At 72.8% G+C, this 14,230-nt stretch carries 17 protein-coding genes and 1 pseudogene; 6 read left to right on the top strand and 12 right to left on the bottom strand.

Features of this window, described 5'->3' with window-relative positions:
* Positions 1-24: 24 nt before the first annotated feature.
* A complete protein-coding gene (locus IH09_RS30440) occupies positions 25-282 on the bottom strand; it encodes a WhiB family transcriptional regulator (protein WP_003983230.1) in 258 nt (85 codons plus the stop codon).
* 320 nt (positions 283-602) lie between these two features.
* A complete protein-coding gene (locus IH09_RS30445) occupies positions 603-1,586 on the bottom strand; it encodes a diacylglycerol/lipid kinase family protein (RefSeq protein WP_052860742.1) in 984 nt (327 codons plus the stop codon).
* A gap of 84 nt (positions 1,587-1,670) precedes the next feature.
* Between IH09_RS30445 and IH09_RS30450 the strand changes: the two genes are divergently transcribed.
* On the top strand, positions 1,671-2,126 hold the full coding sequence (locus IH09_RS30450; RefSeq protein WP_052860743.1) for a hypothetical protein: 456 nt from the start codon (positions 1,671-1,673) through the stop codon (positions 2,124-2,126).
* Positions 2,127-2,165: 39 nt separating this feature from the next.
* Here the strand turns inward: IH09_RS30450 and IH09_RS30455 are convergent, their stop codons facing one another.
* The 4 genes from IH09_RS30455 to IH09_RS30470 form a co-directional block, all read right to left on the bottom strand.
* Positions 2,166-3,152, bottom strand: coding sequence for an RNA polymerase sigma factor SigF (locus IH09_RS30455; RefSeq protein WP_052860759.1), 987 nt, complete (start codon positions 3,150-3,152; stop codon positions 2,166-2,168).
* Between the two features lie 43 nt (positions 3,153-3,195).
* Positions 3,196-3,609 (bottom strand): ATP-binding protein, encoded by a 414-nt coding sequence (locus IH09_RS30460; RefSeq protein WP_052860744.1) that lies wholly within the window; start codon positions 3,607-3,609, stop codon positions 3,196-3,198.
* 294 nt (positions 3,610-3,903) lie between these two features.
* Positions 3,904-4,410: a GNAT family N-acetyltransferase gene (locus IH09_RS30465; RefSeq protein WP_052860745.1), complete on the bottom strand. Its 507-nt coding sequence runs from the start codon at positions 4,408-4,410 to the stop codon at positions 3,904-3,906.
* A gap of 32 nt (positions 4,411-4,442) precedes the next feature.
* Complete coding sequence (locus IH09_RS30470) at positions 4,443-4,703, bottom strand: UBP-type zinc finger domain-containing protein (protein WP_052860746.1); 261 nt, start codon at positions 4,701-4,703, stop codon at positions 4,443-4,445.
* Positions 4,704-4,765: 62 nt separating this feature from the next.
* Between IH09_RS30470 and IH09_RS30475 the strand changes: the two genes are divergently transcribed.
* Positions 4,766-6,367 carry a Na+/H+ antiporter gene (locus IH09_RS30475; RefSeq protein WP_052860747.1) on the top strand — a complete coding sequence of 534 codons (1,602 nt, stop codon included), beginning with the start codon at positions 4,766-4,768 and terminating at the stop codon, positions 6,365-6,367.
* Positions 6,368-6,923: 556 nt separating this feature from the next.
* Here IH09_RS30475 and IH09_RS30480 read toward each other — a convergent pair.
* The 3 genes from IH09_RS30480 to IH09_RS30490 form a co-directional block, all read right to left on the bottom strand.
* Positions 6,924-7,904: a 1-aminocyclopropane-1-carboxylate deaminase/D-cysteine desulfhydrase gene (locus IH09_RS30480; protein ID WP_052860760.1), complete on the bottom strand. Its 981-nt coding sequence runs from the start codon at positions 7,902-7,904 to the stop codon at positions 6,924-6,926.
* Positions 7,905-7,975: 71 nt separating this feature from the next.
* On the bottom strand, positions 7,976-8,566 hold the full coding sequence (locus IH09_RS30485; RefSeq protein ID WP_052860748.1) for an N-acetylmuramoyl-L-alanine amidase: 591 nt from the start codon (positions 8,564-8,566) through the stop codon (positions 7,976-7,978).
* A gap of 305 nt (positions 8,567-8,871) precedes the next feature.
* Complete coding sequence (locus IH09_RS30490; protein WP_052860749.1) at positions 8,872-9,108, bottom strand: hypothetical protein; 237 nt, start codon at positions 9,106-9,108, stop codon at positions 8,872-8,874.
* Positions 9,109-9,188: 80 nt separating this feature from the next.
* Between IH09_RS30490 and IH09_RS30495 the strand changes: the two genes are divergently transcribed.
* The 3 genes from IH09_RS30495 to IH09_RS30505 all read left to right on the top strand — a co-directional run bounded on the left by IH09_RS30495 (position 9,189) and on the right by IH09_RS30505 (position 11,330).
* Complete coding sequence (locus tag IH09_RS30495) at positions 9,189-10,082, top strand: helix-turn-helix domain-containing protein (RefSeq protein WP_404827299.1); 894 nt, start codon at positions 9,189-9,191, stop codon at positions 10,080-10,082.
* A gap of 10 nt (positions 10,083-10,092) precedes the next feature.
* On the top strand, positions 10,093-11,010 hold the full coding sequence (locus IH09_RS30500) for a glutaminase (RefSeq protein WP_052860762.1): 918 nt from the start codon (positions 10,093-10,095) through the stop codon (positions 11,008-11,010).
* 86 nt (positions 11,011-11,096) lie between these two features.
* Positions 11,097-11,330, top strand: a complete 234-nt coding sequence (locus IH09_RS30505) for a hypothetical protein (protein WP_052860750.1) — start codon at positions 11,097-11,099, stop codon at positions 11,328-11,330.
* Between the two features lie 79 nt (positions 11,331-11,409).
* Here the strand turns inward: IH09_RS30505 and IH09_RS30510 are convergent, their stop codons facing one another.
* Together IH09_RS30510 and IH09_RS30515 are read right to left on the bottom strand one after the other, a co-directional pair.
* Complete coding sequence (locus IH09_RS30510; RefSeq protein ID WP_110952683.1) at positions 11,410-11,883, bottom strand: VOC family protein; 474 nt, start codon at positions 11,881-11,883, stop codon at positions 11,410-11,412.
* Between the two features lie 169 nt (positions 11,884-12,052).
* Complete coding sequence (locus IH09_RS30515) at positions 12,053-12,991, bottom strand: beta-ketoacyl-ACP synthase III (protein WP_052860751.1); 939 nt, start codon at positions 12,989-12,991, stop codon at positions 12,053-12,055.
* Between the two features lie 453 nt (positions 12,992-13,444).
* Between IH09_RS30515 and IH09_RS30520 the strand changes: the two genes are divergently transcribed.
* The gene (locus IH09_RS30520) at positions 13,445-13,720 is read left to right on the top strand and encodes a hypothetical protein (RefSeq protein ID WP_052860752.1); all 276 of its coding nucleotides are present in this window, start codon (positions 13,445-13,447) and stop codon (positions 13,718-13,720) included.
* A gap of 125 nt (positions 13,721-13,845) precedes the next feature.
* On the opposite strand, the pseudogene IH09_RS30525 reads toward IH09_RS30520, so the two are convergent.
* A pseudogene (locus IH09_RS30525) lies at positions 13,846-14,230 on the bottom strand (hypothetical protein); the annotation flags it as partial.

Here is a 14,230-nt window from a genome sequence, read left to right on the forward strand (position 1 = left end):
CTCGGGGGCCACGGGGCGGCTGGCTCAGGCGCTGGCGTTGCGCGCCCGGTTACGAGCTGCACGGCGCTTCATTGCGCGGCGCTCGTCCTCGCTCAGACCACCCCAGACGCCGGAGTCCTGGCCGGACTCGAGCGCCCACTGCAGGCACTGCTCCATGACGGGGCAGCGGCGGCAGACGGCCTTGGCTTCCTCGATCTGCAGGAGCGCAGGACCGGTGTTGCCGATGGGGAAGAAGAGCTCGGGGTCTTCTTCGCGGCAAACGGCGCGGTGACGCCAGTCCATGGCTGCTCCATCTCCTCGTGTGACGGGAACGTTGCTTGTGAATGTGAACGCTTTCACGAATCCCTCCGCAAGGGAAGGGCCGAAATCCAGTGAAGAACTGGCGCGGTCCAGTGGAATGAGGAGGGGATTCGGGCTCTCAAGGGGGCCGAAAAAAGCGGCCGTCCCGATCGCCATGAAGAGACTCGCAAACCTCGGCGACGGATACAACCCCTTCTGGAAACTTTTTTTTGAATCCTTGGTGTCGCCTAGCTCACAGCCGTACTTCCAGGGGGTGGAAGACAGCCTAAACGTTCGAGTGGAAGGACTTTAGCCCCTACTGCTCACACAATCACACGCAGTGCACGGCGAACGCCTGTGAACGTCACGCTCGTACGCAGTCCCAGGTGGTCGCCGTCCATCTGGAAGGGCAGTGGCGCCTGGGAATGCAAGGTGAAGTCCGTCTGGTCGTGCAGGGAGACCACGTGCTTGCCGTGGGGGCCGCGGTCCGGCGTCGAGGTCAGCAATTGGGTGGCGTACCGGGTCACCGCGGGGGCCGAAAACTTACTCAGCGCGAACAGGTCCAGGGCCGCGTCGAACGAGGCTTCCGGGGACGGGTAGACCGGGCGATTGCCCAGGTAGGTCCAGGGGGCGGTGTTGCAGATTATCGACATCACGAGGTCCTCGGTGACCTCGGTGGAGCCCTCGGCCTCGCCCGGCCGCTCCAGGGTGATGGTGCCGTGCCGGCGGTTCGTCTCGCCCAGGAACTGCCGTACGAACTGCCGCAGGTACAGCGCGTGAGTCGAACGCTTACCGCGCTCGCGCTGCTGTTCGACACGGCCGACGACCCCCGCGTCGAAACCGAAGCCCGCGCAGAAGGTGAACCAGCGCTCCGGAATGCCCTCGTCCTCGGTGCCCGGGGTGCCCGAGGCGAGGCCCAGGCCGACGGTGCGCTCACTGCGGTCACGCAGCGCGTCCAGGAGGGCGCCGGTCGCCTCCACGACGTCGTTGGGCAGCCCCAGCGCGCGGGCGAAGACGTTGGTGGAGCCGCCGGGGACGACGGCCAGCCGGGGGTGCGAGTCCGGGTCGGGGCCCTGGGTGAGCAGTCCGTTGACGACTTCGTTGACGGTGCCGTCGCCGCCGAGCGCCACGACCAGCTCGATCTGGCCGCCCTCGGCCGCCTCCCGCGCCAGGTCGCGGGCGTGTCCGCGGTACTGCGTCTCGGCGACCTCCAGCTTGAGGTCGTTGGCGAGCGCGTGGGTGAGCACTTCACGGGTGCGGACACTGGTGGTGGTGGCGGCGGGGTTGACCACGAGAAGTGCGCGCATGAGCAGCAGAGTACCTACCTGCCGGTACCCGTCTCACTTCCGTCCACCGCCGGCGGCCCCTGCAGCCGGCGCTACCCTGCTGGGGTGAGCAGTCAGCAGAAGCAGTCCGCGACCCGAGCCGCCGGCGCCCCCGCCGTGCCCGAGCCGAGCGGTCCGCGGCCCGCCCGGCTGAGCGCCGCCGCGGTGCTCACCGGTGTGGAGGGTGTGGCGTTGGCCGCACTCGGCGTGTACATGCTGATCATGGGGCTGGCCGGGTCGCCCGACAGTCCCCAGCAGGCGGAGATGGGCGGGCTGACCGTGCTCGCGCTGGCGGCGCTGCCGCTGGTTGCCGCGCGCGGGCTGTGGCTGCGCCGCCGCTGGAGCCGCGGCCCCTCGCTGATCACCCAGATCGTGGCGCTGCCGGTGGCCTGGACGCTCATCAAGGGGGGCGGTGCGCTGATCGCGGCCGGCGCCGGGCTCGGTGTGGCCGCGATCCTGGTGCTCGCCCTGCTGGTCAACCCGACTGCCACCCAGGCGCTGGGCATCAGCCCGAGGGAGTAGCGGAAACGGGCGGTGCCGGCCGGAGCCGGCCCGCGCCGGTCACTCCTCGATGAGGAGCTTGTCGCGCAGCTGGGCGAGGGTGCGGGCCAGGAGGCGCGAGACGTGCATCTGGGAGATGCCGACCTCCTGGGCGATCTGCGACTGGGTCATATTGCCGAAGAACCGCAGCAACAGGATCTTCTTCTCGCGCGGCGGGAGGTCCTCCAGCAGCGGTTTGAGGGACTCGCGGTACTCCACGCCCTCCAGCGCCTCGTCCTCGGCGCCCAGGGTGTCGGCGACGGCCGGGGACTCGTCGTCGGTGTCCGGGACGTCCAGCGACAGGGTGCTGTAGGCGTTGGCCGACTCCAGGCCCTCCAGGACCTCTTCCTCGGAGATCCCGAGATGCTCGGCCAGCTCGTGCACCGTGGGGGCGCGGCCGTGCCGCTGGGAGAGCTCGGCGGTCGCGGTGGTCAGGGACAGGCGCAGTTCCTGGAGGCGGCGCGGGACGCGGACCGCCCAGCCCTTGTCGCGGAAGTGCCGCTTGATCTCGCCGACGACGGTGGGGGTGGCGTACGTGGAGAACTCCACGCCCCGGTCCGGGTCGAAGCGGTCCACGGACTTGATCAGGCCGATGGTGGCGACCTGGGTCAGATCGTCCAGCGGTTCGCCGCGGTTGCGGAATCGGCGGGCCAGATGCTCGACCAGCGGCAGATGCATCCGGACGAGGGTGTTGCGCAGCTCCGCGCGCTCCGGGGAGCCGTCGGGAAGCTCACGCAGCTCGTAGAACATCGCCCGAGCGCCGCCGCGGTCGTGTGGATCGTGCGGCTCACGGGGAGTGCGCGGCTCGTGGGGCTTTCGTGGGTCCTGGGGGTGCTGGTCGGGCCGGGGCGGATCATGCTGATGCGCCTGCTGCCCCTGCTGCTCGCTCTGGTCCATGTGGTCCGCCCGCTCTGCCTGCTCCGCCGCGTCCAACCGGCCGCCGTGGTCATCCACCCCCACCGGGTGCGGCCGGGCCTGCTGCTCGGGGATGGCCACCCTGGGTGCCATCCGCGAGCCGCGTTCGAGATCTTTCACGGGGCCCCCTGTTCGGTCATGACGGTCCGGGACCGGCGCCGCGCTCCTTGTACAGGCTGATGGTGACCGTGCGGTCCTCGGCGACGGTGGAATCGACCTTGCCGGCCAGTGCGGAGAGCACCGTCCAGGCGAAGGTGTCACGCTCCGGGGCGCGGCCGTCGGTCGTCGGAGCCGACACGGTCACCTGTAGCGCGTCGTCGATGAGACGGAAGACGCAGCTCAGCACACTGCCGGGGACGGCCTGTTGCAGCAGGATCGCGCAGGCTTCGTCCACCGCGATGCGCAGATCCTCGATTTCGTCGAGGGTGAAGTCCAAGCGGGCTGCGAGTCCGGCGGTGGCCGTACGCAGCACGGACAGGTAGGCACCCGCTGCGGGCAGACGGACTTCCACGAAGTCCTGGTTCCCGGGCTCGCCTGCGATCTGGGACACCCTCACCTCCAAGGTGGCACAAGCTGGTTGAGCTGGTATGCGTGCTCTTCGCGATATTTCGGGCTGTCCGCGCCGGGCGATTCCCCTGTCGGGTCGAGAGGGGAACGATCCGGCGCAGCACATGGTTCGGCTGCGACGCTATCGCGATCTGCGGGCCGGTGTCGCCCAGAAGGAGCACGGCTGCCATCAGGACGGCGATCCGGCACGCGGTCACCCGCCACCGTCGGTGTCACTGATTGTAAACATATGAGTACGGACAGTGGCTAGGGGTCGGTGGTGTCAAATCCATGCCGATTACGCTGCGTTGACGCGCGAGGTGTCCGCCAGATCGTGCAGCTCCTCTCCAGTGAGCCGGAAGACCGACCATCCGTCCATGGGCCGGGCGCCGATCGACCGGTAAAAGCCGATGGACGGTTCATTCCAATCCAGGACCGACCACTCGAAACGCTCGTAGCCGCGAGCCACGCACACCTGAGCGAGGGCGGCCAGCAGCGCCTTGCCGTGCCCGCCGCCGCGCGCCTCGGGCCGTACGTACAGATCCTCCAGATAGACACCGTGCGTGCCCGTCCACGTCGAGAAGTTGCGGAACCACAGGGCGAAGCCCACGGGAGCACCGCCCGCCCCTGCTGCCTCGTCTGACTCCGCTATCAGTGCGAAAGCCGCCGGCTGGGCGCCGAAAAGGGCCTCGTGCAGTTGCGGCTCGGTGGCCTGCGCCGCCTCGGGGACGCGCTCGTAGGCGGCCAGCTCGCCGATCATGGCGAGGATCGCGGGGACATCGGTGGGGACGGCTTCACGAATCATCCCGAAAGGCTAACCAGACACCCCGGGACACCTCACACCAATTGCTGGTCGGGGAAGCACCAGCGCCAGGACTCGCCCGGTTCGAACGACCGGATCACCGGATGGCCGGTCTCCTCGTAGTGCGCGGTCGCATGGCGGTACGGGGAGGAGTCGCAGCAGCCGATGTGGCCGCAGACCAGACAGAGCCGCAGCTGTACGGGATGGCTGCCGACCGCCAGGCACTCCAGGCAGGTGACGCTCAGCGCGGGCGGTTCGGCGCGCGGCAGGTCGGGAACGTGCGTGCACTCGCTCATGATGGCCAGGTTAGATCGCCGGGACGGGTGACCACGAAGACCACGGGGACGGGGACGGGCCGATGAACGTGATGCCGCTGCTGTTGTTGATCGCGGGGAGTACGGCGGTCGCCGGACTGGCGCGGCGCACCCCCGTCGCGGCGCCGCTGCTGCTGGTCGCCGCCGGGCTCGTGGCCGGTTACCTCCCGGGCCTGCCGAACTACACCCTCGATCCGCACGTCGTGCTGCCGCTGCTGCTGCCCCCGCTGCTGCACACCGCGGCGCTGGAGAGCTCCTACCTGGACCTGCGGGCCAATCTGCGGCCGGTGGCGATGCTGTCGGTCGGCTACGTCCTCTTCGCGACCGTCGCGGTCGGCTACGCCGCCTACCTGGTCATCCCGGAGCTGCCGCTGACCGTGGCGCTCGTCCTGGGCGCCGTCGTCGCGCCGCCGGACGCCGTCGCGGCCACCGCCATCGCCCGCAGGCTCGGGCTGCCCAGCCGGATCACCACGATCCTGCAGGGCGAATCCCTGGTCAACGACGCCACCGCGATCACCGCCTACAAGGTGGCGCTGGGCGCGGCCGTCGGGGTCGGCGTCACCTGGGGCGGCGGCATCCGGGAGTTCGCCATCGCCTCGGTGGGCGGGGTCGGGGTCGGCGTGGTGCTGATGGTGCCGCTGCACTGGCTGCGCCGCCGGCTGCGGAATTCGGCGCTGCTGGAGAACACGCTCTCGCTGCTCATCCCGTTCGTGGCGTACGCGGCGGCGGAACAGGTCGGCGCCTCCGGGGTGCTCGCCGTCGTCGTGGTCGGCCTCTATCTGGGGCACCGCTCCTGGCAGGTGGACTTCGAGACGCGGCTCCAGGAGGCCGCCGTCTGGAAGATGGTCTCCTTCATCCTGGAGTCCGCGGTCTTCGCGCTGATCGGACTGCAACTGCCGGTCGTCCTGCGCGGCCTGGGGGAGCTCGGCGCCGCGCGGGCCGCCTGGTACGCGGCCGCGGTGTTCGCGGCGGTGGTCCTGGCCCGCTTCGTATGGGTCTTCCCCGCCACCTTCCTGCCGCGCGCCCTGTCGGCCCGGATCCGGGCCCGGGAGCCCGAGGTCACCTGGACCGCGCCGGTCATCGTCGGCTGGGCCGGGATGCGCGGGGTGGTCTCCCTGGCCATCGCCTTCTCCATCCCGGCCACCGTCCACAGCGGCGCCCCCTTCCCGGCCCGCAACCTCGTGCTCTTCCTGACCTTCACCACCGTTATCGCCACCCTCGTCATTCAGGGGCTGACGCTGCCGCCGCTGATCCGCGCCCTGAAACTGCCCGCCCGGGACGTACAGGCCGAGACGCTCGCCGAGGCGCAGGCGCAGAACGACGCCTCGCAGGCCGCCGAGGCCCGCCTGGACGCCCTGCTGGCAGACGACCGCAACGCCCTCCCAGGGCCCCTCTCCGACCGGCTGCGCACCGTCCTGGAGCGGCGCCGCAACGCGGTGTGGGAACGGCTCGGCACGGTCAACGAGGAGACCGGGGAGTCCGCCGACGACACCTACCGGCGCCTGACCCGCGAGGTGATCGACGCCGAGCGGCGGGTCTTCGTCCAGCTGCGGGACGCCCGGCGGATCGACGACGAGATGCTGCGGACGCTGCTGCGCCGGCTGGACCTGGAGGAGGCGACGGCGTACCGCGAGCGCGCCTCGTGAGGCGTGCGGGCGGCGCCGGGCCCTCAGGACGACGGCCGGCCGCAGCCCCTGGGTCGGTGACAGACGCGGCGGATACGCCCTGCTGATGGCCCGGGTGACGCCCGGCAGCGCCGCCGGGTCCGGGTACACCGGATACAGCGGGTGGTACTCCGGCCGGAACTCCGCCTCGAAAGGGAGCAGCGAGCGGAAGCCGTGGACCGGCTCCGGGCCCGCCCTGCGGGAGTCGAGCAGGCGCGGGAGAGGGAGCGGCGGCCCGGTGGTGCCCTGACGAGACGGTGGCGCGCCCGACGGGCTCAGGAACGCCGCACCCTCCGCCCGGAGGTCAGCGTGCGGAGCCCCAGAACCAGGAGGACGGACGGGGCCGCGCCGGAGACCGGCGACCGGTCGAGCGGGCCGTCGGCAAGCGCGGGGAGGGGCAGGCGGCGGCATCCGGTGCGGTCCCTCCTCCGCGCGCCCTACGGGTTCTCGACGACCTCGTCACGGGCCGTGCCGCGGTACACGCCGGGCGGGAGCGGAAGGGTGACGCATGGCGGACGGGCGCGTGGCGGACGGGCGTTCAGCGGCCGGGGCCAGGGCAGGGTTCGGGGTCGGGGGTGCCGGTGATCACGGCGGCGATGGTGCTGCCCGGTGCGAAGGCCCCCTCGTCGGCGAGTGTCGTCAGGCCGAGCAGCATCTTGGCCACGTAGAGCCGTTCCAGCGGCAGGCCGTGCCGGGCCTCGAAGGCGTCCGCGAACGCGTCCAGCTCCGGGGTGCGGCGGGCATATCCGCCGCAGTGGAAGCGGTCCGCCAGCCGCCAGTCGCCGCGCGGCCCGCCGAACGCCGCGTGCTGGAGCCGCTCGACGGCCTCCTGGAGGAAGTGCGGGCGGCCGCCCTTGAGGACGGGGAAGCCGAGAGCACGCTGACCGGGGCCGAGCCCGGCGGCCAGCCCGGCCAGGGTGCCGCCGGTTCCGCAGGCCACCGCGACCGTGCCGGCCGCCCCGCGCAGCTCCCGGCCCAGCTCCGTACAGCCCTGGGCGGCCAGGGAGTTGCTGCCGCCCTCCGGTATCAGGCGGAAGGCGCCGAAGCGGTCGCGGAGCGCGCCGAGGACCTCCGGGCCGTCCTTGCGGCGGTAGCCGGCGCGGTCGAGGAAGTGCAGCCGCATCCCGTCGGCCGCGCAGCGGGCCAGCGACGGGTTCAGCGGCGCGCCGGCCAGCTCCTCGCCGCGTACGACGCCGATGGTGGCGAAGCCCAGCAGCCGGCCGGCCGCCGCGGTGGCGCGCAGATGGTTGGAGTACGCGCCCCCGAAGGTGAGCAGCGTCCGGTCGCCCGCCGCGGCGGCGGCACGCAGATTGGGCGCCAGCTTGCGCCACTTGTTGCCCGGCAGATCGGGGTGGATCAGATCGTCCCGTTTGAGCAGCAGCCGGATGCCGCGGCGGGCGAACGGCGCGTCCTCGATCTCCTGGAGCGGGGACGGCAGGCACGGCCGCAGCGCGCCGGGCGCGGGCGGCGGCCGCCGGTTCGGTGGCGGGGCCGGCGGGTCGGGGACGGTGCTGGTCACGCCCTCATTGTCCCCGCGCGCCGCGGGCCGGCGCGGGCCGGTGTCCGGCGCGCGCCGACCGGCGGCCCGGCTCACTTCAGCCGTTCGGCGATCCGCTCGCGCAGCGCGTCCATCGTGAAACCGCGCGGATCGACCTTGCCGGGCTGCCACTCCAGATGGCCGATCACCGAGCGTTCGTGCCAGCCGTGTGCCCGGCACAGGGCCGCCGCGGCCTTTTCGACGGCGGCCATCTGGGCCGCCGGCCACGGGTCCGAGCCGTCGCCGAGGTTCTCGCACTCGAAGCCGTAGAAGTAGTGATTGCCGTCCGTATCGGCCTTGGTGACCGGGGGCAGCCGCTTCTCGGCGAGTACGGCGCGCAGGACGTCGCCGTCGCCGAGGCCCGCGTGGTTGGCGCGGCCGCAGCCGACGAGATGCACCGTGCCGTCCTTGGTGATCACGCCGTGGCAGAGCGGACCCGGCAGGTCCGGGCGGCCCTCCCGGCAGAGCCGGACGGTGCTGTCGGACCCGGTGGTCGCGGTGTGGTGGATCACCACGCCGTGCACCGGGCCCCACGGACCGTGGCCGTCGCGATTGTGCGTCTGCCAGTCGCCGACCTCGACGACCCGCAGCCCCTCGGCTTTGAGGGCGTCGAGGAAACGGGCGGCGGACAACGGTGTGGCCATGGCCGACTCCGATCGGTGCGCGGCGGCCGCCGACCGCGCACCGCCCCCTGTCTCGCTTGTACGGGACGGAGCGGTACCGGGGGAGGGGGAAAACGGAAGACGGACCGGCCGTTCGGTGTCCGTGCGAGCGGTTTCGGCCGTCCGGCACGCGGCCGTCCGGCACGCGGCCGTCCGGCACGCGGCCGTCCGGCACGCGGCCGTCCGGCACGCGGCCGTCCGGCACGCGCGCCGCCGCCCCGGCCGCGGCGGAGCGTCGCCGGACCGCCCGCCGTCAGCCGGGCCGCTCGACCGCCCCGCCGCTCGGGTCAGGCGCCGCGCAGGAAGCCGTCCCCGTGCGTGTTGATGTGGGACTCCAGGGCCTGGAGTGCGCTCTGGGTCGCGTCGGGTGTACCGCTGCCGCGCCGTTCGGCGTAGTAGGCGGCGCCCAGCTTCTTCAGCAGGTCGTTGCCCGCCCGCTGCTGCTGTACCTCGTCGACCTTCTGCTTTCCCTGCTCCAGAGCGTGCTGTGCCTGCTCCTTGGCGCGGTCGAGAAACCCTGCCATGTGCTGCCTCCGTGAAGGTCGGTGTCGTAATGGATCAACGGCGTACCCGGCTGCCCGGTTCCCGTGCCAGGCTGGGGCATGTGGGAGAAGAGCGCGACAGGGGCGGACGGCACGGCGGGTTGGGCCGGACGGGTGAGGGCGGCGCGCGGGCCGTTCCCAGGGCTCGTACGGGGTGTGGTGACGAGGCCGGGGACGGCGGCGCGGACACCGGCTCGGCGGCGCCCGCCGGGCACGCCGCGCACAGCGCGTACCGCGAGCGGGCGTCCCGGCTGTCCGGCGCGATGCTGTGGACCCACGCCACCGCGGGCCCGGCCCGGCCGGTGCTGCCCGACGGCTGCACCGATCTGATCTGGAGCGAGGGCCGGCTGCTGGTGGCGGGGCCGGACACCGGCCCGCACCTCCCGGACGCCGCACCGCCCGGCACCCGCCACATCGGGCTGCGCTTCGCGCCCGGCCAGGGCCCCGCCGTCTTCGGCGTTCCGGCCCGTGAACTGCGCGATCTGCGGGTGCCGTTGGCGGACCTGTGGCCCGCGGCACAGGTGCGCGAGCTGGCCGGGCGGATGGCGGCGGGCGGGGCGCCGGACCGGGTCCTGGAGGAGACCGTGGTGGCCCGGCTCCGGGCCGCGGCCGACCGGACCGCAGCCGGCCCCGCCCGGTCCGCCCCGCCGCCCCGGTCCGGCCGTACCGCCGCGATCGCGGCGGCGCTCGACCGCGGCCGCCCGGTCGCCGAGGTCGCCCGCGCCGTGGCGCTCGGCGAGCGCCAGCTGCACCGCCACTGCCTCGACGCGTTCGGCTACGGCCCCAAGACCCTGACCCGGGTGCTGCGGTTCGTCCGGGCACTCGGCCTGGCCCGCTCAGGGATGCCGTACGCACATGTCGCGGCGTGCGCCGGCTATGCCGACCAGGCGCATCTCGCGCGCGAGGTGAAGGCGCTGGCGGGGGCCCCGATGGGGGTGCTCCTCGGCTCGGGTTAGCGTGTCCGTCATGGACTACCAGGCCGTTCTCGAAGAGGTAGCGGCCTACGCCAGGCCGTATGCGGGGCAGGGACAGGTCGCCGACTACATCCCCGCGCTGGAGCGGGTGGCCGCCGACCGGTTCGGCATAGCCGTGGCCGACATCAACGGCGAGGTGTACGGCGTCGGCGACTGGGAGACCCCGTTCTCCGTCCAGTCGATCTCCAAGACCTTCTCGCTGGCACTGGTGATGGCCCATTCCGGTACGACCGAGGACATCTGGAGCCGGGTCGGCCGCGAGCCGTCCGGTACGCCGTTCAACTCGCTGGTCCAGCTGGAGTGGGAGAACGGCATCCCGCGCAATCCGTTCATCAACTCGGGCGCGCTGGTCGTCACCGACCGGTTGCAGACCCTGACCGGTGACGCCAGCACCACGATGCTGCACTTCCTGCGCGAGGAGAGCGGCAACCCGGACCTCGCCTTCGACCAGGCGGTGGCCGGTTCCGAGGCCGAGCACGGCGACCGCAACACCGCCCTCGGGTATTTCATGTCGTCCTTCGGGAACCTGGAGAACCCCGTCCCCAGCGTCATCGAGCACTACTTCTGGCAGTGCTCCATCGAGATGAGCTGCCGGGACCTCGCCGCGGCCGGTGGCTTCCTGGCCCGGCACGGCCTGCGCGCCGACGGCAGCCGGCTGCTGGAGGCCCGCGAGGCCAAGCGGATCAACGCGGTGATGCTGACCTGCGGGACCTACGACGCGGCCGGCGAGTTCGCCTACCGGGTCGGGCTGCCCGCCAAGAGCGGTGTCGGCGGCGGCATCATCGCCGTGGTCCCCGGCCGCTGCACGCTGTGCGTCTGGAGCCCGGGTCTCGACGCCCGCGGCAACTCCGTAGCGGGCGCCGCGGCCCTGGACCACTTCACGACGCTGACCGGATGGTCGGTGTTCTGAGCAGCCGGCGGGTCCCGGCGGGGCGCCCGCTGGCGTTGTGGGCACCCGCCCGCTGACGCATCGTGGGCGGTAGGAGGTGCACCGCGATGGAGCACGAGATGCGCGCCGAGTACGAGGAGAGCGGTCCGCCGCGGGCCGACGCCCCGGTCAAGATCTGGCACATGGTCCGGCTGGACGGGGCGCACGCGATGTGCGGACGCGAACTGGACCCGGCCGCCGCCACCCAGTCGGCCGAAGCCTGGGGGACGCCCGCCGGAGAGCCGTTCTGCCACTCGTGCGGTGCGATGTACCTCCGCGAGCACCCCCAGGACACGGGATAGGACGGGTACGGGGGCGGCGCCGCCCGGAACGGCTCCGTCCGGGGCGGGGCCGCCCCCTCGTACGCGTGACCGCTCCCGGCTACCGCGCTTGCCCGGACCCGGCCGGCGGCAGCGGGGCGAAGAGGTCCACGCCGTGGCCGTCCGGGTCGCGTACGACGGCGTAGCGCTGGCCCCAGGGCGCGTCCCAGGGGGCCTTGTCGCCCGCGTAACCGGCGGCGGTGAGTTCCGCGTAGACCGCGTCCACCCCGGCGGCGTCGGCGCAGGCGAAGGCGAGCCCGGTCGGGGTGCCGGCCTGCGGCGGCGTCCAGTCCGGGTCGATGGCGCGGGCGATCTCGTGGGTGTCCCACATCAGCCGCAGGCCACCGGGGAGGGGGGCCTCGACGTGCGGGGCGGTGTCGGCGTCGGCGGGGATGTCCAGGCCGAGGCGGCGGTAGAAGGCGAGGGAGGCGGCCATATCGGCGACGGTCATGCCGATGGCGGAGAAACGCGGGGCCGGGGCGTGCCCAGCGGTCTCGGGCTGGGCTTGGTGCGTGGTCTGGTGCGAAGTGCTCATGCGGCGAGCGTAGGCAGCGCGGCCGGGCCCGGTCTTGAACGAATCGGACGCCGGGGCGGCGGCTCCGCGTACGGTGCGCACCCCGTCCGGGGGCCGCCACCACACGGGAGTCCGCCGGGCCCCGGCGCCCGCGGCCACCCCCGCCGGGCCCCGGCGCCCGCGGCCACCCCTACGGGCAGCGGATGACCTGGCCCGCGTACGAGAGGTTGCCGCCGAACGCGAACAGCAGCACCGGGGCACCGGAGGCGATCTCGCGGCGCTCGACGAGCTTGGACAGGGCGAGCGGTACCGAGGCGGCGGAGGTGTTGCCGGAGTCGACGACGTCCCGGGCGATCACCGCGTTGACCGCGCCGAGCCGCTCCGCGACCGGCTCGATGATCCGCAGATTGGCCTGATGCAGCACGACACCGGCCAGCTCGTCGGGCCGGACGCCGGAGCGTTCGCACACCTGGCGGGCGATGGCCGGCAGCTGGGTCGTCGCCCAGCGGTAGACCGTCTGGCCCTCCTGGGCGAACCGCGGCGGTTCGCCCTCGATGCGCACCGCGCTGCCCATCTCCGGGACCGAACCCCACAGCACCGGTCCGACCAGCGGTTCCGGCGAGGCGGTGACGACCGCGGCCCCCGCGCCGTCGCCGACCAGCACACACGTCGAACGGTCCGTCCAGTCGACCATGTCGGTGAACTTCTCCGCGCCGATGACCAGCGCGTTCTTCGTGGAACCGGCCCGGATGGCATGGTCCGCGGTGGCCAGCGCGTGGGTGAAGCCGGAGCAGACGACGTTGATGTCCATGGCGGCGGGCGCGTCGAGGCCGAGCCGGGCGGCGACCCGGGCCGCGGTGTTCGGGCTGCGGTCGGCGGCCGTGCAGGTCGCGACCAGCACCAGATCGATGTCGTGCGGGGCCAGCCCGCTCGCGGCGAGCGCCTTGGCGGCCGCGGCGGACGCCATCGCGTCCACGGTCTCGTCGGCCGCCGCGATATGACGGGTACGGATGCCGGCCCGGCTGCGGATCCAGGCGTCATCGGTGTCGACGATCTTCGCGAGATCGTCGTTGGTGAGCACGTCGGAGGGCTGGTAGTGGCCGAGAGACAGGACGCGTGACCCCGTCATGAGTTCCCCCTGTACGTGGGCGAGCGATACCCGACCAGTCTCACCCGCCGGTTCGGGCGGACGGTTGCGCGATCCGCCAATCTTCGGCCGCCAGATCTGGAGATATCCGACCGCTACACATCCCCCACGGACGCCTCGCATCGTGTAGGGGACGTACGTACACGGCAGGCGGCTGCCCGCGGCGCTCCCCGGCGCCGTGGGGTGGGTCGCGGCCGTTCCCCGGTCCAACGGCGGGCGCAGGGCGTCCCGTTGGCATCGCTCCGGCCGGGGCGCGTACCGGCAGCTCTCCGCTGCCGTCCCGATGGGACCGAAGTCCCGGTGCCTTTGGGCAGGAGGGGCCGAACGGCCGGTGACACGGCGCCGGTACGGGCAGAGGCTGGCAGGTGCAGAGGCACGGACGCCCGGACGGAGTGACGGGCAGGTGCGGGGCGGGACGGGACGAGGAGGCAGGACATGGGCACGGAGTACGGCGCGGTGAAGGTCCGGTTCGAGACGGACGGCGCGGTCATGGACATCACGGATGCGGACGGCTGCATTCTGGCGTCGGCCACTCTGCTGCACTACGAGGCGGTGGGGGAGGTCGAACGCGGTGCGCTGCGCTTCGCGCGGGAGCGGGGCTGGCTGCCCGAGGAGAACGGCTCCCACTGGCTGATCGGTGCGGGCGGGCTGATGACGCGCCGGGTGCGGCGCGAGGCGGCGGCGGAGGGGGCGCGGGTGCCGGTGCCGTAGGCGGCCGCTCTTCGTTGAACGCGTGGCCGTGGTCCTGGCCGTGGCCGTGGTCGTGGTCCTGGTCATGGTGCGGGGGCGGTCCCGGCAGCCGGTGCTGCCGGGACCGCCCCCGTCGGTGCCGAGGATCAGCCGCGTGTCCTCGCTGTATCCGCCGTCTCCTTCGAACGCGTCGCACCCGTCGTACCCGCTGCACCCGCTGCACCCGCTGTACCCGCTGCACCCGCCGTCTCCGCCGCGGCGGGCCGGGACGTCAGGGCCCGGAAGCGGCGCAGGCGCAGGCTGTTGCCGACGACGAAGACCGAGGAGAAGGCCATTGCGGCGCCCGCGATCATCGGGTTGAGCAGTCCGGCGGCGGCCAGCGGGAGTGCCGCGACGTTGTAGCCGAAGGCCCAGAAGAGGTTGGTGCGGATGGTGCCGAGGGTGGCGCGGGCGAGGCGGATGGCGTCGGCGGCGGTGCGGAGGTCGCCGCGGACGAGGGTGAGGTCGCCGGCTTCGATGGCGGCGTCGGTG

It is taken from the genome of Streptomyces celluloflavus (assembly GCA_000720995.1).
Lineage (GTDB): Bacteria > Actinomycetota > Actinomycetes > Streptomycetales > Streptomycetaceae > Streptomyces > Streptomyces celluloflavus.